We start from the raw sequence: 24,682 nt of genomic DNA, 5'->3' as shown, positions 1-24,682 counted from the left end.
GTCACTACAGCGACGTTTAAAATAAAATCTACCAGCAACCCATTCAAAGGAGTTTAGAAAAATGACGCAAACCGCTTTTTACAACGATCACGCCCATGATATTACCACCATTGACACGGGTTTTATGCGCCCGCGATTGGCGGCCAGCCATTTATTGTTAGCACAACGGCACGCGGCTTTTATCGACGTGGGGACAACGTGGTCAGTGCCACGTTTACTGCAAGTTTTACAAGAAAAACAGATCGCACCCGAACAAGTCGATTACGTTATTGTCACACATGTGCATTTGGATCACGCGGGAGGTGCAGGCGCATTGATGCAGCAATTGCCGAATGCCCGCTGTGTAGTGCATCCGCGAGGGGCGCGGCATTTAATCGATCCCACCCAATTAATTAACGCGGCCATTGCTGTTTATGGAGAAGAAGCCATTCGCAAAAACTATGGCGATATTATTCCTATTCCTAGCGAGCGAATTTTAATGGCTGAAGATAATTTTACGTTAGATTTTCGTCAACGAACATTACGCTTTTTAGATACGGCTGGTCATGCGCGCCATCATTTCTGCATTTTTGATGAAATGTCACAAAGTTTCTTTACAGGCGATACTTTTGGCATTTCTTATCGGGAATTTGATACGCCTCGCGGTGCGTTTATTTTCGCCACGACTACGCCCACGCAATTCGATCCCAAAGCCTTGCATGAAAGCATTGATCGGCTGCTTAGTTATCAGCCGCAAAAAATCTATTTAACCCATTATGGTGAAGTGCAAAATATTGCGGCATTAGCCGAAAACTTACACGCTTCTATAGACACTTTAATTTCACTCACAGAAATAGCCGTGACAAAAACCACGAATCCCACTGAGCAATTGCAAATTCTAACCCATTTAATTTTAGAACATTTCCATTTTCAATTGCAGCAACAGTGTTGTCATGTAGAAAAATCTTACGCAGATGATTTATTGACAATGGACGCGGAGTTAAATGCACAAGGTTTATTATACTGGCAATCGCGTCGTTAATAGACCAAAATGACGTGATTTATAAAGTCTTTATTTTGTCTGAATCAGAATTTACAGAATTTCAGGATTTTCAGAATTAAAGAATAAAAAATCTGCTGAAAATAAACCACTGACAAGAATCAATTTTGCAAATTCTTTTGTCTGTAAATTCTGATTCTGACAAAATTCATAAAATCTTATCTTCTTGATCTAAATCAATGGGTATTTTATCCCCAAAAAATCGCGGTTGCGTGTCTAATACGTACAAATCCAATACCGCTTTTACACGCGCTAAATATTCCCGTAATAGTGTTTTAAAGTGGATTTGATGGGTCACTCCCTGCGCATTAAATGCAATCGCATTTAAGCCGTAAAATTGGCTGATAAATAAAGCGCGACGATTATGAAAATCTTGAGAAATAATCATAAAATCAGCTTGAGAAAAAACCGCCTCAGCACGCACAATTGAATCCAACGTGCGAAATCCCGCATAATCTAAAGTAATCGCATGACGCGGAACACCTCTGGCCATCAGGGCTTCCAACATGTCTAATGGCTCATTATAATTACGTCGGCGATTATCACCGCTGGCAATAATATGTTGAATTTTTCCCGCTTGATACAAAGTCACCGCCGCTTCAATGCGATATAAAAAATATAAATTAATGCGTCCATTCGCCACCCATTTACTCGTGCCTAATAATAAACCCACTGAACGCACTGGCACCGTTTCTACCGACGAATAAATGCGATCTTCATGTGCATATTCAATCCACACATAAGCCGCAATCACTAATAATAAACTCAGAATAATCAGAAAAGTCATTAATGCAAACAAACGCATCCCCCAACGCCAAAAGACAATAAACCCCGCTTGGCAACGCGCTAAACTTCTTTGTCGCATCATTTGCCATTGTTGGTAATAACGGACAATCATTGACCCTATTCGTTGCCAAAAGGGTTTTAAATTACACCGTGGCCACCGAGTTTTTTTGTTCATGCAATAACTGTTTAATGGCTTGTGCCAATCGTTTAATACCTTCTTCGATTTTTGCCTCACTGGCATTGGAAAAATTGAGCCGCAAGGTATTGTGGCCGCCGCCATCGACGTAAAACGCCTGCCCCGGTACAAACGCCACTTGATGCTTCGTCGCCAATTCAAATAAATCCATCGCCGATAAATGACTCGGCAATGTCACCCATAAAAACATTCCACCCTCTGGACGAGTATATTCCACTTCGGGCGGAAAATACTGTTCGATCAACGACACCATCAAGCGACGTTGTTGACCATAGGCGGCACGAATTTTTTGCAAATGCGCTTCTAAATCATAGTGTTGTAAATAACGATGTACCACCCGCTGCGCCAGATAATTGGAATGTAAATCAGCCGCTTGTTTGGCAATGATCAATTTTTCCAAGATCGGTTTCGCCGCACACAACCAACCTAAACGTAAACCCGGTGCCACCATTTTAGAAAAAGAACCCAATAAAATTGTATTATTAGGACGATAATAACGCAAAGGCAGCAAATCTTCACCCATAAATCGTAATTCATTATAAGGATCATCCTCAACTAAAATCGTCGGATGATCGCCCAATAACTCAGCCACACGATGGCGTTTTTCGGCACTGTAAGTAATTCCCGAAGGATTTTGAAAGGTGGGGACAGTATAAAATAACTTAGGATTGTGCGCTAAACCCGCTTTTAATGCAGCGATATCAACGCCATCCTGCTCCAACGGTACACCCACAAACCGCGGTTGATAAAAAGAAAATGCCTGAATCGCGCCCAAATAACCCGGCCGCTCCACCAACGCCACATCTTGCGGGTTAAGAAAAACTTTACCAATTAAGTCTAAACCTTGCTGAGAACCATTTAAAATCAAGATGTCATCGGCATGAATGTCCAGACCATCGCGTTGTTGATAATGCTGCGCAATCCACTCGCGCAAAGGCAAATAACCTTCTGAGGTGCTGTATTGTAAGACTTGTGCGCCTTCGCGTTGCAACAGTTCATGCGTCACTTCAGCCATTTCCGCCGCAGGGAAAAAATCAGGATTGGGCAAACCCCCTGCAAAAGAAATCACGTGTTGATTTTCCGTGACTTTTAAAATTTCACGAATAAACGATTTTTGTAAGCTATTCATGCGTTGCGCAAAGGGCGCGTGCGTTGTACTCATTATAAAAAACTCCTCCCAATAACGGGCAACAAAGGCGATTCGCTTAAACCAAGCCCATTCCAAAAGCAAAAATTAAACCGAATGACCACCCTGATGATTCTTAACTATTTTTCTATTCCATTCCTACTCAACGCGGTGAGAAACAAGAAAAAACCAGTAGGCTATTGTATCTATCTCGCTACAATGCGCTATAATAGCGCGTGACAGGATTAAACGAACAATTGGCCATGTAAATGCCACTGTCAATATCTCTCACGCTTTTTATTTCAAACAATTTAGAGTAACTCGTTGATCGTAAAAGTTATTTTGACGCATAACGAGCTTTCTCTAACAGACACAGAAGTGCGCCATAATGACTATGAACATTCAAGACTTGATGAAATTTTCGCGGTATGACGATGGTAAAAACCGCAGTAAGCAACCCATTCCTGTCCGTTTGCCGGAAGATATTTTACGCAATATTGAAGATATTACGGCAACCACAGAGAAAAAAAATCGCTCTGACGTGATTATTGCCTTGTTGTGCTTCGCTTTAGAACGTTACAAAGAAGCTGAAGATGCTAAAATGGAAGAAATTTTTGTCATGATGCGGCAAATCGTCGAATTGTACAAAGACATCGCCAAGCATGATGAACTCGAAATTCGCCGCAATCTGGAGCGGTTGAATCACCTTATTTTGGAAAAATACGTGACGCACTAAGTCATTATTTTTCTTAATCTGACTGAATCCTCTCACGAGACAGGTCATGTTTTCCACAAGGAACATTCCTGTCGCGTGCTGGGGCGCACAAAGACCACTCTTCCCGTCGCCTTTTTTTCTCTCCTTCTCAACAAAACTGACACCGTTCTGTAGCCATTTGGCGCGGCAAGCGCAAACCGAAGTGTAGCAATTGCTGTCGGCTGCGCATCAGTTGCTGCATGGGATAGCCCTTATGGCCGTAACGCCCCCAGTAGGCATGATCGTTGTCGAATCGATGAATTCGCTTTAACAAACGATTGCGACCTTGACGCACACCAATTGACGCATCTCGAAACGATCCCGCTGTCACCGTGGGTAAAATAGGTTTTAATTCGCCTTTTCTCATGGAGTGAACACCCTGCCGAGCTGTTGAATTTATAGGAACTTTGCAGTGTACGGAGGCAAATCAGCCATTGCCTTAAAAAATGTTAAAATCTCCATCAGAATTAATTCTATGTCGCTGGCTATTTTCTTTTAGCGCGCTTTCAGATAACCTCATAGCAGAGCGTAAAACTATCAGGAAACTCAATATGAAATATCGCGTCATTCACAAAACCCACTATGGCTATAGCGATGCGGTTTCTTTGTGTCAAAACGAAGCGCATTTATTGCCACGCCACTGTGTTTACCAGCAGTGTTTACAAGCGACGTTTACCGTTGATCCCACGCCCGCCATTCAACAACAACACACTGATTTTTTCGGGAATCAGGTCAATTATTTTGCCATTCAATCCCCTCACGAAACCCTGACCATTACCGCTGACAGTGAAGTTGAAATTCAATATCCCGGCTTTAGTAAATTGCCCATTGATTCTCCCGCCTGGGAAAAAGTCCGCGAGACTTTAGAAACCAGTTTAGATAATGACGTGTTAGAAGCCAAAGAATTTGTGTTAGATTCGCCTTTTGTGGGGGTGGATGCGGCTTTGACCCACTATGCCTTGCCTTCTTTTACGCCCAATCGGCCAATTTTGGATGCGGTGCGTGATTTAATGAAACGCATTTTTACTGAATTCAGTTATGATCCGCATTTCACCACGATTGTGACACCACTGTCTGAGGTGTTGGCGCATAAACGCGGCGTATGTCAGGATTTTGCGCATTTAATGATTGCTTGTATTCGCTCTCAAGGATTAGCGGCGCGTTATGTCAGCGGTTATTTGGAAACGTTACCGCCACCGGGACAAGAAAAATTACAAGGCAGTGATGCGTCTCATGCGTGGATCGCGGTATTTGTTCCCGAACAAGGTTGGGTGGATTTTGATCCGACCAATTATCAAATTCCTACTTATCAACATATTACGACTGCATGGGGACGTGATTACAGTGATGTCACGCCCTTAAAAGGCGTTATTTTTGGCGGTGGAACGCATACCCTCATGGTTTCCGTCGATGTCAATCGCTTGGATTAATCGCCACGGATTTTTTATCAAGGATTTTTTTTAAAAAGGAGATAGGTTATGCTTGTCGATTGGAAGAATTACGACGCACAAAAAACGTATGATGAATTATTGGCGCAGGTTGATACCCCGCGTCCTGCGGCCGCAGAATTATGTCATTATCTCGGCGCATTAAATGACGAGGAATTAAAAGCCCGTAAAGATGCGGCTGAATTGGCCATTATGGTGATGGGCATTACTTTTACGGTTTATTTTGAAGGCAGTACCATTGATCGGGCATGGCCGATGGATATTATTCCGCGCATTATTCCCAAAAAAGAATGGGATCATACTGAAGCGGGTTTGACTCAACGTGTGACTGCATTAAACTTGTTTATTAACGATTTATATCATGAGCAAAAAATCGTTAAAGATGGCCAATTCCCCAGAGAATTATTAAAAAGTTCTAAAAATTTTCGTGAACAATGTATTGGGATTAAACCCCCTTTGGATGTTTGGGCGCATATTTGTGGCAGTGATTTAGTGCGTGATAAAGATGGGACTCTTTATGTATTAGAAGATAATTTGCGTGTGCCTTCTGGCGTTTCTTATATGTTAGAAAATCGTTCGGTAATGAAACGGGTTTGGCCAGAGTTATTTGAAAATCAATATATTCAGCCCGTCGATGAATATCCTTCACGTTTATACGACATGTTGGCTTCGATTTCACCGCGACCATTGGATTATCCGCAAGTGGTGGTTTTAACGCCCGGTATTTATAATTCGGCTTATTTTGAACATTCTTATTTGGCGCAAAATATGGGCGCGGAATTGGTCGAAGGATCGGATTTAGTCGTGGGAGATGATGATTGTGTTTATATGCGCAATATTGACGGCTTAAAACGAGTGGATGTGATTTATCGTCGCATTGATGATTCTTTCTTAGACCCAGAAGCCTTTAATCCTGATTCCATGTTAGGGGTAAAAGGGTTAATGCGGGCATGGCGTAAAGGCAATGTGGCATTAGCCAATGCACCGGGAGCAGGGGTGGCTGATGATAAAGTGGTTTATTCTTTTGTGCCGGATATTATTAAATATTATTTGGGCGAAGACCCGATTATTCCCAATGTAGAAACCTATCGTTGTATGGATGAGAAACAATGCAATTATGTGTTAGCGAATTTGGATAAATTGGTGGTGAAACCGGCCAACGAATCGGGTGGATATGGCATGTTGGTTGGCCCGCATTCTAGCAGTCAAGAACGCGAACAATTTGCCGAATTCATTAAAAAAGACCCCCGCAATTATATTGCACAACCCACCTTATCCCTTTCTACCACGCCCACGTTATGCAGTGATTCGCGTGTTGAGCCGCGCCACGTCGATTTACGTCCTTTTATTTTGCAAAGCGACACCACGTATGTCACTAATGGTGGCTTAACGCGGGTGGCCATGCGTAAAGGATCGTTGGTGGTGAATTCGTCTCAAGGCGGCGGCAGTAAAGACACCTGGATTATCGACACAGAAGGAAAATAAGAATGTTATCGAGAGTCGCTAGTAATATTTATTGGATGGCGCGTTATATTGAACGTGCTGAAAATACGGCGCGTTTGATTAATGTCAATACGCATTTATTATTAGATTTGCCTAAACAAATGACATTTGGTTGGCAGCCATTGATTGCCATTACTGGCGGGGAAGACCTATTCTATCGCACGTCTCAAGAAGCCAATGAATATAACATTACGCGCTTTTTATTGGTGGATATAGAAAATCCCAGTTCTGTTCTCAGTGCATTGTCGATGGCGCGAGAAAATATGCGTACTACTCGTGACATTGTGCCATCCGGTGCTTGGGAACAATTGAACGATCTTTATTTGTACGTAAAAAGTAATGTGAATAATGCGTTAAATAAACGCACTCGTTACGATTTTTTAAAACATGTCATTGAAAGTAGCCAACTAATCACAGGCTTAATTGCCGGCACCATGAGCCGTGGCGATGGGTATAATTTTATGCGCATGGGCAGTTATTTGGAACGAGCGGATATGACCACGCGCATTTTAGACGTGCGTTCTGCCAATTTATTGCCAAAATTAGAGCAAGGCGAAGAGGCAAGTATTAATTTAACGCCTTTTGATAATATTCAATGGATGAGTGTTTTAAAATCATTGAGTGCCTATCAAATGTATCGCCATCATGTGCGTTCGCGGGTGCGAGGGCCAGATGTCTTGCATTTTCTGTTGCAAAATCAACAATTTCCGCGGGCATTTAGTTTTTGTTTGGGGACGGTGGAGCATTGTTTGAACAGTTTGCCAAAAAATGATTTACCTTTGCGACAATTGGCGCGTTTGCGGCGACAAGTTCAGGGGGCGGATATGCAGAAATTGGCTTATACGGGATTGCATGAATTTATGGATGAATTGCAATTGGGTTTAATTAACGTTCACAGTCAAATTGAGAGTGTTTATTTCAGCAGTAGTCAAACAAGCCCAAGTCAAACGCAAACACAAACACAAGGACAAGTCGCATAAGGGCAGGTATGGGAATAAACGATTATGCCATTAAGCCAACGTCAAAAGTTATCCGCCCGTCGTACTGCAATACAGCAGGCACGGGAAATATTGGCACAACAGCCCATTTTCTTGGATACCGAAACGACAGGCATCGATCAGCACGCAGAAGTGATTGAAATTGCAGTGTTAGATCGAGAAGGCACGCCTTTATTAGACACCTTAATTCGTCCGCAATCGCCAATCCCATGGCAAGCAGAATCAGTACACGGCATTGCCAATGAAATGGTACGCGACGCGCCCACTTTTGCCGAAGTGTGGCCGTCGCTGAATGCGCTATTACAACAACATCCGGTGGTGATTTATAACCGTGCTTTTGATTTGCGTTTGATCGCGCAGACGGCGCGTCGTTATCAAATTGTGGCGATGCAACCGTTGGTGGTGCATTGTGCGATGGTGATGTATGCGGCGTTTTATGGGCAGTGGGATGAGGATTATGAGGCGTTTATTTGGCAACGATTGGGCGAGGCGGCGGCGCAAATTGGTTTAAAATTCCCTGATACGCTTACCCCTCACCGTGCCTATGCCGATGCTGACATGTGTCGTCAAGTGGTGTTGTATTTGGCTAAAAAGTATCATCGACGAGTCAAGCGGTGAGAGAATTTTGCGTGTTTTTTGTAGAACATAAAAGAACGACCAATGGGTCTACTTTTCATTTGAATTATTCTGCGGCGATTTGTATTGACTATGAAAATTATAATTTTAGGTGCGGGACAAGTGGGCAGTTCGTTGGCGAGTAACTTATCCGTCGAAGCCAATGACATCACCGTGATTGATCAAAATTCCCTGCTATTACAAACCCTACAAGATCACCTCGACTTGCGTACCGTCGTCGGCCACGCCGCACATCCTAATGTTCTACGTAAAGCAGGGGCTGAAGATGCCGACATGATCATCGCCGTCACCAACAGCGATGAAACCAACATGATCGCCTGTCAAATCGCCCATACCCTGTATCAAACCCCCACCAAAATTGCCAGAGTACGCGAAGCCAACTACTTGTTGCATCGAGAAATATTTGCCCCAGGTTCGCTGGCGATTGACATGATCATCAGCCCCGAACAATTGGTGACACACCATATTCAACGCCTAATCAATTATCCTGATGCCTTACAAGTGCTTGATTTTGCAGAAGGAAAAGTGCAATTGGTGGCGGTCAAAGCATTTTATGGCGGGCCGTTGATTGGTCACGCTTTGCGTACCCTAGAGGATTACATTCCCAATGTGAAAACACGGATTGCGGCTTTATTTCGGCGGGGTCGGGCGATCATTCCCGAAGGCGACACCGTGATCGAAGCGGATGACGAAGTATTTTTCATTGCCGCCACGAAAGACATTTTAACGGTCATGTCAGCATTGCGAGAGTTGGATCGTCCGATAAAACGCATCATGATTGCGGGGGGCGGTAACATTGGGATGCGGTTAGCGGAGGCTTTGGAAAAAAATAAATACCTGATCAAGTTAATCGAATCGCGGCGCAGTCGCACTGAAGAAATCTCCGAAGTGCTGCATAAAACCATTATTTTACAAGGCAGTGCCGCCGATGAAGATTTATTGCGCGAAGAAAATATTGAAGAAACAGACATTTTTTGTGCCGTGACCAATGACGACCAAGTCAATATTCTCTCCGCCATGCTGGCCAAACGCATGGGCGCACGCAAAGTCATGGCCTTGATCAATCGTGCCGCTTACGTTGACTTAGTGCAAAGTAGCACCATCGATGTGGCCATTTCTCCCCAACAAGCCACCATTGGCACACTGCTGGCGCACGTAAGACGTGGGGACGTGGTCGTCGTGCATTCCTTGCGGCGCGGCGCGGCTGAAGCCATCGAAGCCATCGCACACGGCGACAAACGCTCTTCTAAAGTCGTCGGCCGTCGTATTGATCAAATTCGCCTCCCCCCCGGCACCACCATCAGTGCCATTGTGCGCGGTGATCACGTCTTAATGGCACACCATGATACCGTGATCGAAGCCGAAGACCACGTGATTTTATTTCTAGTCGATAAACGCCGCATAAACGCCGTCGAGCGATTATTCCAAGTGGGCGTGACTTTTCTTTAATTCAGGTTATTTTTGAACTTATGTTAGTCAAGAAAATATTTTTATTGAGTGCGTTTATTTTCCTCTTCATTTCGCAAAAAATAGTCTGGGCGCAATTAGAACAACAAATTCATTTCGCCACTCCCACTCCTTATGAGAATAATAGCCAATTAAGCCGAGTGCTGCACATTGATGGTGCGGAAGAATTAACGGTAAAAATCAGTGGAGAAACTGAGGAATGTTGTGATTATTTGCGCATTTTTGACAGTGCAGGAAGACGAGTGAAAGAATTTCGCGGAAACTTTGAAGAACAATTGACGGTTTCAGGCAGTTCTATACGGGTTTTTTTCTTTTCTGACGGCCGTACGGTGGGCAAAGGCGCGACGGTTAGCATTGAGCAACGCGGCTTACCCAATATTTTTCAAGAGATTAAAGACGATTTACTTAATGCCATTCGCGTGGTTATGGAACATGGGACACAACCCGCATTGACAGATGTGCAAACCCGCTTATTTGAATTGAAAAAATTGCACACCGAAACCACCGCATCCAGCGCACACCGCATTGAACCGCAAACACTGACCATGCGCACGTTAAGCCAATTAAAGTTAATTGCTTTGGCGTATCAAAACATGGCCAGTTACCGTCTCAGCCTGTTACAAAAACATCAAGAACAATGGGAAAAATTGCAAAATCTACAAGCAAATACTCAACGACAAGTCGATAAATTAGAACAAAATCGACAACGCCATTTAAGTCTATTAGACCAATCCCAATCCCAATTAGAAACGGATGTGGAAGCGGTAGAGAAACAGAAATTGCAATTCGCCATTGACGGCTATCGCAATATTGCGCGCTCGATTGAAGCGCAAATTCGCATTTGGAAAAATTTCCACAACCACCAAATCGAGATAGAAAAACAGTTAAAACACCATTCTAATCAAATTAATATTTTACTTTATCTCATCGAAATGAACGGTAAAGTCTATGAACAAGTGGCTAATACGGCATCTTTGCGACAAAGCAGCATGATTGAATTAAATCAGATGATTAATGTCAGCGAATTGCAAAAAATGATGACCGCCATTGAACACAGTGAGCAGCAGTTGCAACAATGGATCACGCGCATCGAACAGACGAATTTTCAGTAGTGGGACAAAACATGGGCTTATTTACCCGACCTTTGATGATTGGCGTGATTTTAGTGGCGTTGGCGATGAGTTTGGCGGTGGCTTTTTTTCTCAAAAGAGACCCCCCCGAATCCACCGAACCCACTGGCGTATCGCCAGAAGTTTTACCGACTCCGCCCGTTGCGCCGCTGCCACCTTTGACAGTGACCACAATGGAGACATCGTCTAATCCAATGCCTGTGGATAAATACACTACACCAAAGCCTGTGCCTGAAACACCACCGCCTGCTGAGGTGTCTTGGAGCCAATTAAATGAGCAGATTCGCTTGTTAGAAGCATCCAGAGTGGCCTTAATGCAGGCCATTATGCCGCATTTGCCCGAAACGCCCCCCACAGATGCAGAAGAAGAAACGGAAAATATGCCCCACAGTGCGTCTGAAAATCAACCGATCACCCCATTGGATTCGCCAACCCGCACCGAATTAACCCCAGAAAAACCAACATGGTTAGACTTGGCAAAACAAATGGTGTCATTAGAACAACAACGTCAAGCATTAATTCAACTCACGCAATCTCATTTAGTTCAACCATCAAATGACACGTTTCCGCCTCCCGTCCCTTCAAATGCCTCTGCGGGACAATTGACTTTACATGCCCTGACAGACAATGAGATAAGCTTTATCTTAGATGAATTTAAATTAAACCCAATGGACACCGCAGAATCGTTAAACAGTCATGTGGCTGAAATGGGATATGTTTTTATTTTAAAAGATGTGGTTTTCTCCAGCGGCAGCGCGGAATTAAAACGCGGACATTTAAAAGTATTAAAACGTCTGGCCAGAGCATTTAATCATTACGCGAATTATCCCATTTTAATCGAAGGCCACACCGATAACCGCGGCCAAGCCGATTATAATCAAGATTTATCACAACGACGGGCTTTAGCGGTGCGAGAAGCCTTGTTAAATGAAGGTGTGGATGGGTCTCGCATTCAAGTAAAAGCCCACGGCGATCTGTTTCCCATTGATGATAACAGTACAGAAATCGGCCGCGCTAATAATCGTCGGGTTGAAATAACACTATTAACCCATGTCTCTATGTCAGAATTAAAAACAATGGAATAATTAGCGATACAATTGATATTGTTCAATCAAATCTAATACGCTAGAAGGTAATAAATAACGGGGATTTTTTCCCTCAGCCAATAAGGCGCGAATTTGGGTAGAAGAAATCATTAAGCCGGGTATATCTATGGATAAAATAGTCCCTGTCGCACAATGGGCTTTGGCTTCGTCGGGGTGGGCTTGATGGGCGCGAAACCATTCTTGTAGCTCATGTGAAAGCGGTTGCAAAGCCCCCGGCCGTCGCACCACCAATAAGTGCGCAAAATCTAACAATTCTCGCCAACGATGCCATGTGTTAAGATTCATGAACGCATCCATTCCCATCATCAAATACAAGGCTTGTTCGGTGCCGATTTCGTTTCGCACATCGATCAAGGTGTCAATGGTGTAGGAACGCCCTGTGCGCTTCAGTTCTCGCCCATCGGCCACCAAACCTGTCACACCTGCCACCGCCGCTTGTACCATTGCTAAACGCAATTGACCATCGGCCATGGGTTGATTTTTATGCGGCGGGCTGGCTGCTGGCAATAAACGCACTTCCGCCAATTCCAATCGTTCGTACAGTTCCAACGCCAGCCGCAAATGCCCATGATGAATGGGGTCAAATGTGCCTCCTAATAAGCCAATCGGTTTAACGTTTGAAGGGTTGTTTTGCATGATGGATGGTTTTACGTAGAAGCTGGTGGATACAAGAATGGGCAATGATGTCCCTGTCAAGGGTTGAGTCTGTGAAATCTGTGAAAGAAGGCCAATTTTGCCGTATTTGACCATGAAGAATCAATAAACACCGTTTTCTTTCCGCTGTATACATTTCGTGCGGATACGGTTAGGATTTCCTGTCACTTTTTCGCGGTCATTTTGTTATCATTCCCTACCCGTAGCAAAAAACGCCCTATGAAAATCAACGTGACGTAACCATAAAACCCCATGAGCCAAGAAAAATAACGCGCCCCACCACGCATTCATTCCATTCATTTTTGACCAATACGCAAAATTCTCATGACTGAAATATATCCTATTTTAACGCCCGCACAACATGCCTTATTGTCAGCACGTCATCACAATCCATTTGAAGTGCTTGGACGGCAGCTTGAAAATGGAGAAAATCTGTTGCGAGTGCATTTACCTCATGCGGTGGCGGTGTGGTTGTCGCCCGATGCGCCTTTGCAACGGCTTGGTGACACGGCTTTGTTTGAATGGCGCGGAGAGATGCCGTCGTTGCCTTATCAGCTTCAGTGGCAAGCGCAAGATGGCACGCTGCATACCACTTATGATCCGTATAGTTTTCCGTCGCCGTTACTGACTGATTTTGATCTGCATTTATTTGCGCAAGGACAACATTTTTATGCGCAACGTTTCCTTGGTGCGCACCCGTGCGAAGTGGCAGGGATTGAAGGCGTGCGTTTTGCGGTGTGGGCTCCGAATGCGCAGCGGGTCAGTGTTGTTGGGGATTTTAACCAATGGGATGGACGAATACATCAAATGCGGGTGCGCGAAGGTGTGGGAATTTGGGAATTGTTTATTCCCCAATTGCCGACTGGCACGGTGTATAAATACGAAATTTCTCATCGGGAAACGCAGTCTGTCTTTTTAAAAGCAGACCCTTATGCACAAGGTGCGGAAAAACGTCCCAATACCGCCAGTTATGTCGTCCCCATAACCCAACATCAGTGGGACGATCAAGCATGGCTAGAACAACGCGCCCAGCCTAACGCTTGGTTACGTCAACCCATGAGCATTTATGAAGTCCATCTCGGCTCATGGCAACGTCATGCCGATGGTGAATTTCTCAGCTATCGAGAATTGGCTGAACAACTGATTCCTTATGTGAAAAAATTAGGTTTTACGCATTTGGAATTACTTCCCGTATCGGAACATCCCTTAGATGCGTCTTGGGGTTATCAGACGGTGGGATTTTTCGCGCCGACCAGTCGCTATGGTTCGCCGGATGATTTGCGTTATTTTATCGATCAGTGTCATCAGAATGATTTAGGCGTTTTACTCGATTGGGTGCCGGGACATTTTCCCAAAGATGCCCATGGTTTGGCTTGGTTTGATGGAACGGCTTTATACGAATACGCTGACCCGCGTCAAGGAGAGCATCGAGATTGGGGAACATTGATTTTTAATTATGGCCGCAATGAAGTGCGTAGTTTTCTGATTTCTAACGCTTTATATTGGTTAAGCGAATTTCATATTGATGGTTTGCGCGTGGATGCGGTGGCTTCTATTTTATACTTGGATTACTCCCGCCAAGCGGGCGAGTGGATTCCTAACCAGTACGGTGGTAATGAAAATTTAGAAGCCATTGATTTTCTAAGACAATTAAATACCATCGTGCATCAAGAATGTCCGGGCGTATTGATGATTGCCGAGGAATCGACCAGTTGGCCGCAAGTGACACGTCCTACATGGGTAGGTGGCTTGGGCTTTAATATGAAGTGGAATATGGGTTGGATGCACGACACCTTGACTTACATGTCACAAGACCCTATTTTTCGCGCCTATCACCATCAACATTTGACCTTTGGCATGTTGTATGCGTTTAGTGAAAATTTCGTGTTGCCGTTTTCGCACGACGAAGTGGTGCATGGTAAACGTTCGCTGTTGGATAAAATGCCCGGTGACTCATGGCAACGTTTTGCGAATTTGCGTTTATTATTCACTTATCAGTGGACTTATCCGGGTAAAAAATTGTTGTTTATGGGGGGAGAATTCGCGCATGGTTTAGAATGGAATGAGGCGCGGGCTTTGGAATGGTCATTGTTAGACTATCCCCATCACAGCGGAATGCAATTGTTAGTCTCTGATTTAAATCAACTTTATCGTCAATACGATGCTTTACATCGTTATGATTTTGAGGGAGCTGGATTTAGTTGGGTGGATTGTCACGATGCGGGGCAATCGGTGATTGCGTATATGCGTCGTTGTGAGGATGACGAATTGGTGGTGATCTTGAATTTTACTCCTGTGCCACGTCATGGTTATCGTATTGGTGTGTATCATCCGGGGTTATATCGAGAAATTTTTAACTCCGACGCGCAACAATACGGCGGCAGTCATGTCACCAATTCAGAATTGTTAAGCGAAGAATTGCCTTGGATGAATCAACGCCATTCGATAACGGTCACTTTACCGCCCTTAGCGGGGATTGTGTTGCAGCGGGTTATTTAACTGGGTGTAGTAAAATGGAGTGATTTATTATGCTGATCAAAATATCGACATTTTTATCCCTATTTTTTCCTGTAAAAAGAGAAGATAGAAATGTTCATATTCTGAATCGCTATATAAATCACGTCATTTTCCCACCACTTTTACAAACACAAATAGATGATTTCAACGAGAATCAGACCTCACTAAAAATAAGGAAAGTAATATGAATATTCAACCTGTTAGACAATATGCCACCGTTGAAAATGGTTTTATCCATATTCAATTACCCAAAGATTTCGTTGCCAAACGTGTCGAGTTGATTATTGTCCCTTTGGAAGATGAACCTAATCAGTTATCTAGTTTTCAGCAGTTTTTACTGGATAGTCCAGAAATGTCAGATGAAGAATTTGAGACCATTCAAGAAAAAAGATCGCATTTAAACCAATGGAAATAATTTGTCTTGATAGCAATGTATTGATTGCTCATAAACGCGCTAAAAAAGCAGATAAAGACAAAACTTTTTTATATCGTTTAACTAAAAAATCTTACCAATTTGCAATTTCTAGCATTACGGTGTATGAGTTATTGCGTGGTGATAATAACGATGAAGATGTATATTGGAAAACCATGTTTAATAATATGATTCTGTTGAGTTTCAATACTGATTGTGCTGAACAAGCCGCATTAATTTATCAAAATTTAAAACAGCGCGGTATGTTAATTGAAACAGAAGATTTGCTCATTGCTGCAACTGCTTTAGCTCATCAAATGAAACTGGCAACAGGTAATGTGAGACATTTTAATCGAATTGCACAATTGGAATTAATAACAGATACAGAACCCATTTGAAGTCTAAAACGGTATTAAATTTATTGTTGTAATAGCGAATAGTTAGCTTTAGCATTACTTTGGCTTTAATCCTATTTTATGAATGACATCATTTTGCTGAGGAAATGATATTGAAAATCCCCGGCGTTCGCCTGTTACCAATCGATGGGGCTTTGTCTTTGCACTCCTCGGTGCGGGTTTTATTATCGGCTTATCAATGCGCACCGAACAGTGAGTCTGTCTCACAAATTGGTTGGCAGTGGTACAGTCGTTTGGCAGTGCAAGTTCCTTTGACCTTAGTCACCCATATTCGCAATCGCCCTGCGCTGATTGCGGCGGGTGCGCCGTTGGGTCATTCTGAAATTATTTATATTGATACGGAATGGTTTGCAGGCCCGTTGTATCGTTTGGCAACGCGCTTGTTTCCCCAAAGTGAACATGCCACGTTTATGCTATCGTCGATGGATGCGTATCTTTATGACAGTTATGCGGTGCGTTTGCTGCGTCAACGGCAACAGCAAGGGCAGCAATGGGATGTTTTACATGTAGTGACTCCAGTTACCCCTAAACTAGCCACCCGTTTGTATCATTTACACGCGCCCTTAGTTTTAGGGCCGTTAAATGGTAACGTCCCCAATCCCAGCCAATTCCCAGAAATTATGCGTAAAGATTCGGCGTGGCTTTATCCTTTGCGCAGTGTGGCGCGTTTGCCGCAATGGTGGTGGAATACTTTAGAGCATACACAAGCGATTTTAGTGGCCACACGAGCGACTTTGGCGGGTATTCCAGAAAAATATCATACACGCTGTTTTGCGCTGTTAGAAAATGGGGTGGACATTCACCGTTTTCATCCTGCGCCTTATCCGCCGCCGCCGAGTGGGGATTATCCGTTGCGAATTGTTTACATTGGGCGATTGATTCCGTTAAAAGCGGTGAATTTGTTGTTAGACGCGGTGGCGCGTATTGCCTCACACGTGCCATTACATCTGGATATTATCGGAGTCGGGGCGCAAAAAGACACATGGATGGATATGGCCGCACAACTGGGTATTGCAGAAAAAATCGCGTGGCATGGTATTTGTACTCCAGAACAGATGGTGGCGTATTTGCACCAAGCTCATGTTTTATGTTTGCCTTCGGTGCGGGAATCGGGGGGCGGGGTATTATTGGAAGCAATGGCTTGTGCGCGGCCGGTGATTGCCTTGAATGCAGGTGGCCCTGCGGAATTGGTCGATGATCATGTCGGGCAATTGCTGCCGACCGATAACGCCGAAACGGTAATTACCCATTTGGCAGTGGCGTTAAAAGACATTGTCGCACATCCCGAAGCGTGGGCGCAACGCGGCCGTGTGGGACGAGAGCGCGTTGAAAAAGAGTACAGTTGGGAGGCGAAAGTAAAACAAGGCATCACACTTTATGGTCAACTTATTTCATCATGGCAGAAATCATCATTATGAATTTTCCCTCTTCCGTTCGTTTGGCCTATCTGGTCAGTCGTTATCCGTCGATTTCGCACACTTTTATTTTGCGAGAAGTGCAGTTTTTGCGGGCGCAAGGTTTTGAAATTCAAGTGATTTCGGTCAATGCACCCGACCGCTCCGCCGCACAATTAACCGCGGATGAACAAGATGAAATGGCGCAAACTTTATACATTAAGCCTGCGGGATTACGTGGGGCATTGGCTGCGCATTGGCATACATTGCGTACTCGTCCGCGCCATTATTTTCGGGGTCTGTGGTGTGGATTGCGCACGGGAAAAACCGATTTAAAACGAATTGCTTATGGTTTTTTTTATTTTGTCGAAGCGGTCATGTTAGGTTATTGGATGCAACAGCGGCAATTGACGCATGTACACGTTCATTTTGCCAATGCGGCCGCGACGGTGGCCTTGATTGCGGCGCGAATTTTTCCTGTTAATTACTCGATCACCGTGCATGGGCCAGATGAGTTTTACAATACGCATGAATTTTTATTAACAGAAAAAATTAAAAACGCCACATTTATTTGTTGCATTAGCCAATTTGCCCGCAGCCAATTAATGGCGGTGTCTTCACCTGATCATTGGGATAAATTTGAAATTTCGCCATTAGGCGTTCATTCAGCGCATTTTATTCCTTTTAATCCTAGAGAAAAAAATGCGGTATTTACGGCGTTATGTGTGGGGCGATTAGTTCCCGTAAAAGGGCAGGCGATTTTAATTCAAGCCGTGTCCCATTTACATCAAATGGGCGAATCGATTCGTTTATATATTGTGGGCGATGGTCCTGATAAAGATGACTTAAAACAACTCGTTGCTGCGCAGCAATTAACCGAATCTGTTTTTTTTACGGGGGCGGTGAATCAAGATAAAATCTTAGATTACTACCGTCAAGCGGATGTCTTTGTATTAGCCAGTTTTGCAGAGGGTGTTCCCGTCGTACTTATGGAGGCCATGTCTATGGCGATTCCTTGCGTCACCACGCATATCACGGGCATTCCCGAATTAATCGGCGCAGGACAAGGGTTACTGGTCGCGCCTTCGGACAGCGTGGCTTTAGCCAATGCCATTAAATTCCTCATGCACAATCCCGAATTGGCACAAAACATGGGCATTGCTGCACGAGAAAAAGTTAAGCAACACTATGAATTAGCGACCAATACGGCTTATTTAGGTGAGATTTTTACGCGACGTTTGGGACATGACGTAGAATTGAATTAAAAATCAATACATCGCCCCGCCTTCTCCCAATCGCCATAACGAACAGGATTTAAACCCACAGGGCCACCGAATTCTGGAGCTAATTCAAGGGCTTGCTGGGTTATTTTAGCGCGCATTTCTTGGCGCAATTGAATCATCACCGGTTCAGTTTGAGGGCGTACTCCGCGCCAGAGATAAAACGACTCCGCAGCCTGTTCCACCAACATGCCCAAACCATCCAAAGCCCGCGCCGCGCCCTGTTGCAAGGCCCATTGCATAAAAGCAGTGGGAAGCGCACCATACATCATGTCATAAGCCCAACCGTTCGCAGAAAATAAATGAGGCGGTAATGGCGGCAATTCTCCTTGCAAACTGGCTGAAGTTCCATTAATAATTAAATCGAATTTCTGCCCTGTTAAATCTTCATAACGCATCGCTTCTACGGTGCCATAATTTTTAAATAAATCGGCTAATAACTGGGCTTTTTCTACAGTGCGATTCGCAATAACACAACGCCCTAATTGTTGCGCTAATAAAATGCCTAATACGCCGCGCACCGCGCCTCCCGCACCTAAAATGAGTAGCGATTTATCGGCCAGCGTGCGCTGATAATTGACCGTGATGTCCCGTAATAAACCGACACCATCCGTATTATCACCCACCCATTGCCCTTGCGAATCAAACCATAAGGTATTGACTGCGCCTGCATTTTCTGCGCGAGAACTGCGTTGTTGTGCCAATTGCCATGCGTCTGTTTTAAAAGGTAAAGTGATATTTAAACCGCGCCCACCTTCTTCTTGAAAATGCTTAATGGCTTGAAACAACCCTCTTTCCGCCACCCAATGCGCTTCATACGTCATAATTTGTTGCGTTTGCTGGGCAAATAAAGTATGAATGTGTGGTGATTTACTGTGCGCAATAGGGTTGCCCATTACCACATAACGATCTGGAATTAAAGTCATGAAATAGCCACTCTTTTAAACTAAGAAAAAATCTGATTAACTATATTTTTATGATGCGGTGGATTAATGACGGATTGAAAAACAGTTTCTTCCACATTTGCAAAATCCAAACACACATCTGTTAAATCCGTGCGGCATAAAATCGCTTGCGACAAATTCGCATGACTTAAATTCGCGCCCGTTAAATCCGCGCCACTTAAATCCACCCCGCGCAAATCGGCCGCGCTCAAATCCGCTTTATACAAATCCACCCAACGCAAATCCGCCCCTTGCAAATTGGCTTCGCTGAGATTGGCCTCGCTTAAATCCGCCTCGCTTAAATCCGCTTGACGCAAATCTGCGGCAATTAATTGTGCCGTGTGCAAATCGGCATTATTTAAATCCGCTTCTCGCAAATCCGCGCCATTTAAATCCACCGCACACAATCGCGCTCGAAATAAAGAAGTGCGAAATAAAGTCGCTACTTGCAAGGTGGCATTTTCTAAAAACGCATAACTTAAATCACTCTCGCTTAAATCAGCCCCATTCAAATTACAACCCTGCAAATTCACTCGATTTAAATCCTGTTCCGTTAAATCTACATTGGTTAAATCTGCATTTTTACATTCACGGGTTAATTTAAGGGTTTTAATTAATTCCAATTTTTGCTTATCTTCAATAGACAATAATTTTGCCTCATATAAACGAGTGTTAAAACGCAAACTCTGCGCTAAAGCAGACTCAATACTGTCCCAACTTTTTACGCGGCTAAAAAAAGCCCGAATATCATAAAAGAAACGCATAAATCTAAACTCAAATAACAGAATGAAAAAAACACAAAAATAACTAAGATTTTTCCTCCATCAACCTAAAAGCGATAACGAATTTCGCTAAACCATTCGCGCCCTGCTTTGGGATAATCACCGAATAAACGCACATCACCGGGTTCGCGGCGTTCTTCATCAAGTGCATTACGCAATCCCGCCACAAAATGCCATGAATAAGTGTCTGCCCATTCTGCATAACGCAAGGAAAAATTAAGCGTGGCATAATCCGCTAAAGGAGGCTGCATACTGCTCACTGGCCGATCTCGGTCTAATATCCAATTCAATGAACTGTTTAAAAACCAATTCTTTCCCAATAACCAATCATAGCGCAAATACACTTGATGATGCGGATAATTGCCTGCTTCTCCTTGATCATTTTCCACACGAGCATAAGCATAATTCGCAGCAACACTCATTCGTGAATTCATACGCCAACGCCCTTCCCATTCCAAACCATTTCCCTGTAGCGTCTCAATATTATTATAAGAAAAAATTCGCGTCACGCCCGCGTTTGGATTGGGGATTAATTGTTGTTGAATTTTATCTTTTACCCGATAATCAAATAAAGTCAATGTGGTATTCATATCTGAAGTCATTCGATAATCAAAACCGATTTCCCATGTTTTGCTTTTTTCGGCTTTCAAATTAGGATTACCGACAATCGCCTGATTTTCTCCCGCATACATTTCAATAAAAGAAGGCGCACGAAAAGATGTGCCGTATAATATTTTAGCAGTCAAAGACGGGTTCATTTCCCACACCAAGCCCAGACGTGGATTGGTTTCCCCCTCAAAATCAGAATACCAATCATGACGCACCCCCAAAGTCAATTCCCATTCTGGATGAAAACGCCACGTATCTTGCGCAAAAAGATAACGATTTTGTCGAATATTTTCAGGAATTAATGTCATTCCCAAGCGGCGCACATCCACCATGACAGGGACTGTTTTGTCTAACAAAAACTGCCACGGCGTATCATACAAATCCAAGTAAGCATAACCCAACCCCAAGCGCATTGTATGCTGTTCAAAGCCACGATAAATCGCACTGAGATTAAAATGCGCCTGATGTTGATAAGAACCTATCTCGTTGGGCGCACCATAGGGAAGCCATTGGCCGCCGCGTACTGTTTCAGGGCGTGCGCTGTACACACTATTTAAATCTTCTACAAAATGACGATAACCTGCCTGTGCCAAAATATCCCAATTCGGTTTCCATTCTGAGCGATGGTAAGTCAAATTAATTTGGGTATCTTTAACGTTAAAATGTTCTTCAGGGCTGATAATCGTGGCCATCCCCAAGCCCGCGCCCAAATTGCGACTGGACACATGGCGCACATCCAACCGCCACTCATCTTTAATCACATTGGCGTGAAGATTAAGATGCTCTGCTTGCAAATAAGCCCGACTGGGAGCTTCACTGGCTGATGTTCCCGTTGCCTGATCCAACAGCGTTTGTAAGTCATCATGAATCGTTTCTTCATGCCCGTCAGTTTTCATGTAATCCATACTAAACGCCACTTGAAAACCATTAAAACGCCCACCGTACAACAACCAAGGGTTATACGTATTAAAACGACCCGCTCGCAATCCCACTTCAGTCCCTGCGACTTCGTTAAATGTCTTGGTAATAATATTCACCACCCCAGAAAGCGCATCCGCACCATACAAAGCAGAACCAGGTGTGCGCATCACTTCAATACGGCTAATCGATTGCACAGGCGGCGGTTGCCACAATCCTCGTCCTCCATTCACCACATTTCTCACTGGGACACCATCAACCATTATCAAAATTTCATAATTTCGATCTGAAACCACACCCCGCACATTATATTTTGGCGAAAAATGAGGCTCTGACAAACTCAAATGCAACCCTGGCACCGTTTCCAAAATATCTTGTAAACTGCGCGCTCCAATGGCTTCAATGTCCCGATCTGTAATAACCGTCGTAGAAGCAGGCGCGGAAAAAGTCGGTTGTTGAAACCCAGAAGCCAAACCAATCAACTGCACTTCCAACAAATCGGCCAAAGGCAAAGCCATTAATGCCCTGACTCGTGCTTGTTCTTGATATTCGTTGCTTTTTTCTTCATAGACGTTATCCACGGCATAACAAACCCAAGAAGCCAACACGCCCAACAAAATAAAAAATACGCTTGTCAAGCACGAAAACACGGGTCTCCTGTTACATAAACAGATAGAAAAAGAAGCGGTTAAAAAATTCATTATTTTACCTAAATTTTAATGCAGAGAAAGTGATTATTTAGCAATAATTAAGAGCGTAAACCCATTCCTTTTTCTAACAAATATATGGCGTAATAATAACCCAAAATATTAAACAAAATAACCAATAAAAATGCCCATTCTACAGCAATATCTGAAGCGCCAAGAATACCGTAACGAAAGCCATTGACCATATAAAGAATAGGATTAAATAAAGACATCCATTGCCAAAATTCGGGCAATAATTCAATCGAATAAAACACCCCACCCAAATAAGTCAACGGCGTTAAAATAAAGGTGGGAACAATCGAAATATCATCAAAGTTTTTAGCAAAAATTGCATTAATAAATCCCGCCAAAGAAAATAACGAAGCCGTTAAAATAAAAATCCCCATCACCACTGCAATATGATGCACAGGCACGGGCGTAAAAAACCGAGCCACCCCCATGACAATACTCCCCACCAATAACCCCCGCATCACCCCCCCCATCACATAAGCCAGTAATAACACTTGGCTGGGAACTGGTGCCACTAAAACTTCCTCAATTTGCCGTTGAAAACGCGCACTAAAAAACGAAGACACCACATTACCATAAGCATTTGTGATCACTGACATCATCACCAAACCCGGCACCAGATAAGTAATGTAAGGAACGCCATTAATTTCCCCAATGCGCTGACCTATCAATTGTCCAAAAATAACAAAATATAAAGACATTGTCACGACAGGTGGCACTAAAGTTTGTGGCCAAATCCAAAAAATGCGATAAGTTTCTCGCCGCAAAATGGTGATAAAAGCCACCCAATAAATCCGATTTAAATTATCCGACATCATCATTTTTCTCAATTTTACGCAGAAATAATTCTTCCAAACGATTGGCTTGATTGCGCATACTGACCACTTCAACATGTTGCGCCGATAAATGAGTAAACAGCCTATTTAAACTTAACGATTTGTCTAATTCGACCACTAAGGTATGTTCATCAACAGACCGCCAATTAAAGACTTCAGGCAGCGTAAAATGCGGTGGTAAAGCGGTGCGTAAATCTAACACAAAAGATTCTAAATGAAGTTGAGATAATAATTGTTTCATCGTGGTATTTTCCACAATCACACCGCGATCAATAATAGCCACATAAGGACATAAACTTTCCGCTTCTTCTAAATAATGCGTGGTAAGAATAATGGTTTTGCCTTGTGCATTTAAGTTTTTTAGAAAAGCCCACATCGAACGACGTAACTCAATATCCACGCCCGCAGTGGGTTCATCCAAAATCAACAAATCAGGCTCATGCGCCAAAGCCCGCGCCACCATCAGTCGTCGCTTCATACCGCCCGACAAAGATCGGGTTTCCTGATCTCTTTTGTCCCACAATCCCAATGTTTTCAAGTAAAAAGTAGCGCGTTCGCGTGCCAAACGGCGTGGAACGCCATAATAACCCGCTTGATTCATCACCACTTTTAAGACAGGTTCAAATTGATTAAAATTAAACTCTTGCGGCACCAAACCCACTTTAGCCCGCGCCCATTCTGGGGCAGAATCGATGGTGTGATCGAAAATACTGACTTCCCCTTTTGTTTTACGAACCAAACCACTTATAATACCAATTGTGGTGGATTTTCCCGCCCCATTAGGACCCAATAAGGCGAAAAAATCCCCCTGTTTTACCGTCAAATCAATGCCTTTTAACGCGGTAAAACCATTTTTATACGTTTTCCATAAATCAGTTATTGTCAAAGCCGACATGGTTTTTTATCACCTGAATTAAAAATATAATCCGTCAATATTAACATGCTTACCCGCAGTTGCTCTATTCAAACGGGGATTGTTGCCTTATTTTACGCCTATTCTTTCCACCTCAATGAT

At 43.6% G+C, this 24,682-nt stretch carries 23 protein-coding genes; 14 read left to right on the top strand and 9 right to left on the bottom strand.

What is annotated here, in order from left to right; translation table 11 throughout:
* Positions 1–61: 61 nt before the first annotated feature.
* Positions 62–1,021, top strand: a complete 960-nt coding sequence (locus TPSD3_RS10115) for an MBL fold metallo-hydrolase (protein ID WP_086488384.1) — start codon at positions 62–64, stop codon at positions 1,019–1,021.
* Positions 1,022–1,187: 166 nt separating this feature from the next.
* On the opposite strand, the gene TPSD3_RS10110 is transcribed toward TPSD3_RS10115, so the two are convergent.
* A complete protein-coding gene (locus tag TPSD3_RS10110) occupies positions 1,188–1,937 on the bottom strand; it encodes a SanA/YdcF family protein (protein WP_245391559.1) in 750 nt (249 codons plus the stop codon).
* 31 nt (positions 1,938–1,968) lie between these two features.
* On the bottom strand, positions 1,969–3,183 hold the full coding sequence (locus tag TPSD3_RS10105) for an aminotransferase-like domain-containing protein (protein WP_086488383.1): 1,215 nt from the start codon (positions 3,181–3,183) through the stop codon (positions 1,969–1,971).
* 352 nt (positions 3,184–3,535) lie between these two features.
* On the opposite strand from TPSD3_RS10105, the gene TPSD3_RS10100 reads away from it, so the two are divergent.
* Positions 3,536–3,883, top strand: coding sequence for a hypothetical protein (locus TPSD3_RS10100; RefSeq protein WP_086488382.1), 348 nt, complete (start codon positions 3,536–3,538; stop codon positions 3,881–3,883).
* A 127-nt stretch (positions 3,884–4,010) separates the two neighbouring features.
* Here the strand turns inward: TPSD3_RS10100 and TPSD3_RS10095 are convergent, their stop codons facing one another.
* Positions 4,011–4,268 (bottom strand): hypothetical protein, encoded by a 258-nt coding sequence (locus TPSD3_RS10095; protein WP_086488381.1) that lies wholly within the window; start codon positions 4,266–4,268, stop codon positions 4,011–4,013.
* A 184-nt stretch (positions 4,269–4,452) separates the two neighbouring features.
* Between TPSD3_RS10095 and TPSD3_RS10090 the strand changes: the two genes are divergently transcribed.
* From TPSD3_RS10090 to TPSD3_RS10060, 7 genes are all read left to right on the top strand, one after another.
* Positions 4,453–5,331, top strand: a complete 879-nt coding sequence (locus TPSD3_RS10090) for a transglutaminase family protein (protein WP_086488380.1) — start codon at positions 4,453–4,455, stop codon at positions 5,329–5,331.
* A 48-nt stretch (positions 5,332–5,379) separates the two neighbouring features.
* Entirely contained in the window at positions 5,380–6,834 is a 1,455-nt protein-coding gene (locus TPSD3_RS10085) for a circularly permuted type 2 ATP-grasp protein (protein ID WP_086488379.1), read from the top strand.
* Between the two features lie 2 nt (positions 6,835–6,836).
* The gene (locus tag TPSD3_RS10080) at positions 6,837–7,832 is read left to right on the top strand and encodes an alpha-E domain-containing protein (protein ID WP_086488378.1); all 996 of its coding nucleotides are present in this window, start codon (positions 6,837–6,839) and stop codon (positions 7,830–7,832) included.
* Between the two features lie 24 nt (positions 7,833–7,856).
* On the top strand, positions 7,857–8,468 hold the full coding sequence (locus TPSD3_RS10075) for a 3'-5' exonuclease (protein WP_086488377.1): 612 nt from the start codon (positions 7,857–7,859) through the stop codon (positions 8,466–8,468).
* Between the two features lie 90 nt (positions 8,469–8,558).
* The gene (trkA, locus tag TPSD3_RS10070; protein WP_086488376.1) at positions 8,559–9,935 is read left to right on the top strand and encodes a Trk system potassium transporter TrkA; all 1,377 of its coding nucleotides are present in this window, start codon (positions 8,559–8,561) and stop codon (positions 9,933–9,935) included.
* A 20-nt stretch (positions 9,936–9,955) separates the two neighbouring features.
* Positions 9,956–11,065 carry a hypothetical protein gene (locus TPSD3_RS10065; protein ID WP_086488375.1) on the top strand — a complete coding sequence of 370 codons (1,110 nt, stop codon included), beginning with the start codon at positions 9,956–9,958 and terminating at the stop codon, positions 11,063–11,065.
* Positions 11,029–12,168 carry an OmpA family protein gene (locus TPSD3_RS10060; RefSeq protein WP_086488374.1) on the top strand — a complete coding sequence of 380 codons (1,140 nt, stop codon included), beginning with the start codon at positions 11,029–11,031 and terminating at the stop codon, positions 12,166–12,168. Before TPSD3_RS10065 ends, TPSD3_RS10060 begins: the two co-directional genes overlap by 37 nt.
* Here the strand turns inward: TPSD3_RS10060 and nadD are convergent, their stop codons facing one another.
* Complete coding sequence (nadD, locus tag TPSD3_RS10055) at positions 12,169–12,825, bottom strand: nicotinate-nucleotide adenylyltransferase (protein WP_086488373.1); 657 nt, start codon at positions 12,823–12,825, stop codon at positions 12,169–12,171.
* A 342-nt stretch (positions 12,826–13,167) separates the two neighbouring features.
* Here nadD and glgB point away from each other — a divergent pair, with 342 nt between their 5' ends.
* The 5 genes from glgB (at position 13,168) to TPSD3_RS10030 (ending at position 18,847) form a co-directional block, all read left to right on the top strand.
* The gene (glgB, locus tag TPSD3_RS10050; RefSeq protein WP_086488372.1) at positions 13,168–15,342 is read left to right on the top strand and encodes a 1,4-alpha-glucan branching protein GlgB; all 2,175 of its coding nucleotides are present in this window, start codon (positions 13,168–13,170) and stop codon (positions 15,340–15,342) included.
* Between the two features lie 202 nt (positions 15,343–15,544).
* A complete protein-coding gene (locus TPSD3_RS10045; protein WP_086488371.1) occupies positions 15,545–15,775 on the top strand; it encodes a hypothetical protein in 231 nt (76 codons plus the stop codon).
* A complete protein-coding gene (locus TPSD3_RS10040; protein WP_086488370.1) occupies positions 15,766–16,170 on the top strand; it encodes a type II toxin-antitoxin system VapC family toxin in 405 nt (134 codons plus the stop codon). The genes TPSD3_RS10045 and TPSD3_RS10040 overlap by 10 nt, the downstream gene beginning before the upstream one ends.
* A gap of 110 nt (positions 16,171–16,280) precedes the next feature.
* Positions 16,281–17,606, top strand: coding sequence for a glycosyltransferase family 4 protein (locus TPSD3_RS10035; RefSeq protein WP_217884420.1), 1,326 nt, complete (start codon positions 16,281–16,283; stop codon positions 17,604–17,606).
* Positions 17,585–18,847 (top strand): glycosyltransferase family 4 protein, encoded by a 1,263-nt coding sequence (locus TPSD3_RS10030; RefSeq protein WP_217884419.1) that lies wholly within the window; start codon positions 17,585–17,587, stop codon positions 18,845–18,847. Before TPSD3_RS10035 ends, TPSD3_RS10030 begins: the two co-directional genes overlap by 22 nt.
* On the opposite strand, the gene aroE is transcribed toward TPSD3_RS10030, so the two are convergent.
* The 5 genes from aroE to TPSD3_RS10005 all read right to left on the bottom strand — a co-directional run bounded on the left by aroE (position 18,844) and on the right by TPSD3_RS10005 (position 24,562).
* Positions 18,844–19,788, bottom strand: coding sequence for a shikimate dehydrogenase (aroE, locus tag TPSD3_RS10025; protein WP_176329823.1), 945 nt, complete (start codon positions 19,786–19,788; stop codon positions 18,844–18,846). The genes TPSD3_RS10030 and aroE overlap by 4 nt on opposite strands.
* Before the next feature lie 20 nt (positions 19,789–19,808).
* A complete protein-coding gene (locus tag TPSD3_RS10020) occupies positions 19,809–20,570 on the bottom strand; it encodes a pentapeptide repeat-containing protein (RefSeq protein WP_086488368.1) in 762 nt (253 codons plus the stop codon).
* A gap of 65 nt (positions 20,571–20,635) precedes the next feature.
* A complete protein-coding gene (locus TPSD3_RS10015) occupies positions 20,636–22,765 on the bottom strand; it encodes a TonB-dependent receptor plug domain-containing protein (RefSeq protein WP_176329822.1) in 2,130 nt (709 codons plus the stop codon).
* Positions 22,766–22,863: 98 nt separating this feature from the next.
* Entirely contained in the window at positions 22,864–23,646 is a 783-nt protein-coding gene (locus TPSD3_RS10010; protein WP_217884436.1) for an ABC transporter permease, read from the bottom strand.
* Positions 23,636–24,562, bottom strand: a complete 927-nt coding sequence (locus tag TPSD3_RS10005) for an ABC transporter ATP-binding protein (RefSeq protein ID WP_086488365.1) — start codon at positions 24,560–24,562, stop codon at positions 23,636–23,638. Before TPSD3_RS10005 ends, TPSD3_RS10010 begins: the two co-directional genes overlap by 11 nt.
* Positions 24,563–24,682: the final 120 nt, after the last annotated feature.

The organism is Thioflexithrix psekupsensis (assembly GCF_002149925.1).
In the GTDB taxonomy this organism is placed as follows: Bacteria; Pseudomonadota; Gammaproteobacteria; order Beggiatoales; family Beggiatoaceae; genus Thioflexithrix; species Thioflexithrix psekupsensis.
The sequence above is the reverse complement of the archived record's forward strand: the minus strand, read 5'-3'. Positions and strand labels throughout refer to the sequence as shown.

Excerpts from the sequence above, each read along its gene's own strand:
- TPSD3_RS10115 (WP_086488384.1), top strand. The coding sequence starts at position 62 with ATGACGCAAACCGCTTTTTACAACGATCACGCCCATGATATTACCACC.
- TPSD3_RS10110 (WP_245391559.1), bottom strand. The coding sequence starts at position 1,937 with ATGATTGTCCGTTATTACCAACAATGGCAAATGATGCGACAAAGAAGT.
- TPSD3_RS10105 (WP_086488383.1), bottom strand. The coding sequence starts at position 3,183 with ATGAGTACAACGCACGCGCCCTTTGCGCAACGCATGAATAGCTTACAA.
- TPSD3_RS10100 (WP_086488382.1), top strand. The coding sequence starts at position 3,536 with ATGACTATGAACATTCAAGACTTGATGAAATTTTCGCGGTATGACGAT.
- TPSD3_RS10095 (WP_086488381.1), bottom strand. The coding sequence starts at position 4,268 with ATGAGAAAAGGCGAATTAAAACCTATTTTACCCACGGTGACAGCGGGA.
- TPSD3_RS10090 (WP_086488380.1), top strand. The coding sequence starts at position 4,453 with ATGAAATATCGCGTCATTCACAAAACCCACTATGGCTATAGCGATGCG.
- TPSD3_RS10085 (WP_086488379.1), top strand. The coding sequence starts at position 5,380 with ATGCTTGTCGATTGGAAGAATTACGACGCACAAAAAACGTATGATGAA.
- TPSD3_RS10080 (WP_086488378.1), top strand. The coding sequence starts at position 6,837 with ATGTTATCGAGAGTCGCTAGTAATATTTATTGGATGGCGCGTTATATT.
- TPSD3_RS10075 (WP_086488377.1), top strand. The coding sequence starts at position 7,857 with ATGCCATTAAGCCAACGTCAAAAGTTATCCGCCCGTCGTACTGCAATA.
- trkA (WP_086488376.1), top strand. The coding sequence starts at position 8,559 with ATGAAAATTATAATTTTAGGTGCGGGACAAGTGGGCAGTTCGTTGGCG.
- TPSD3_RS10065 (WP_086488375.1), top strand. The coding sequence starts at position 9,956 with ATGTTAGTCAAGAAAATATTTTTATTGAGTGCGTTTATTTTCCTCTTC.
- TPSD3_RS10060 (WP_086488374.1), top strand. The coding sequence starts at position 11,029 with ATGGATCACGCGCATCGAACAGACGAATTTTCAGTAGTGGGACAAAAC.
- nadD (WP_086488373.1), bottom strand. The coding sequence starts at position 12,825 with ATGCAAAACAACCCTTCAAACGTTAAACCGATTGGCTTATTAGGAGGC.
- glgB (WP_086488372.1), top strand. The coding sequence starts at position 13,168 with ATGACTGAAATATATCCTATTTTAACGCCCGCACAACATGCCTTATTG.
- TPSD3_RS10045 (WP_086488371.1), top strand. The coding sequence starts at position 15,545 with ATGAATATTCAACCTGTTAGACAATATGCCACCGTTGAAAATGGTTTT.
- TPSD3_RS10040 (WP_086488370.1), top strand. The coding sequence starts at position 15,766 with ATGGAAATAATTTGTCTTGATAGCAATGTATTGATTGCTCATAAACGC.
- TPSD3_RS10030 (WP_217884419.1), top strand. The coding sequence starts at position 17,585 with ATGGCAGAAATCATCATTATGAATTTTCCCTCTTCCGTTCGTTTGGCC.
- aroE (WP_176329823.1), bottom strand. The coding sequence starts at position 19,788 with ATGACTTTAATTCCAGATCGTTATGTGGTAATGGGCAACCCTATTGCG.
- TPSD3_RS10020 (WP_086488368.1), bottom strand. The coding sequence starts at position 20,570 with ATGCGTTTCTTTTATGATATTCGGGCTTTTTTTAGCCGCGTAAAAAGT.
- TPSD3_RS10010 (WP_217884436.1), bottom strand. The coding sequence starts at position 23,646 with ATGTCGGATAATTTAAATCGGATTTATTGGGTGGCTTTTATCACCATT.
- TPSD3_RS10005 (WP_086488365.1), bottom strand. The coding sequence starts at position 24,562 with ATGTCGGCTTTGACAATAACTGATTTATGGAAAACGTATAAAAATGGT.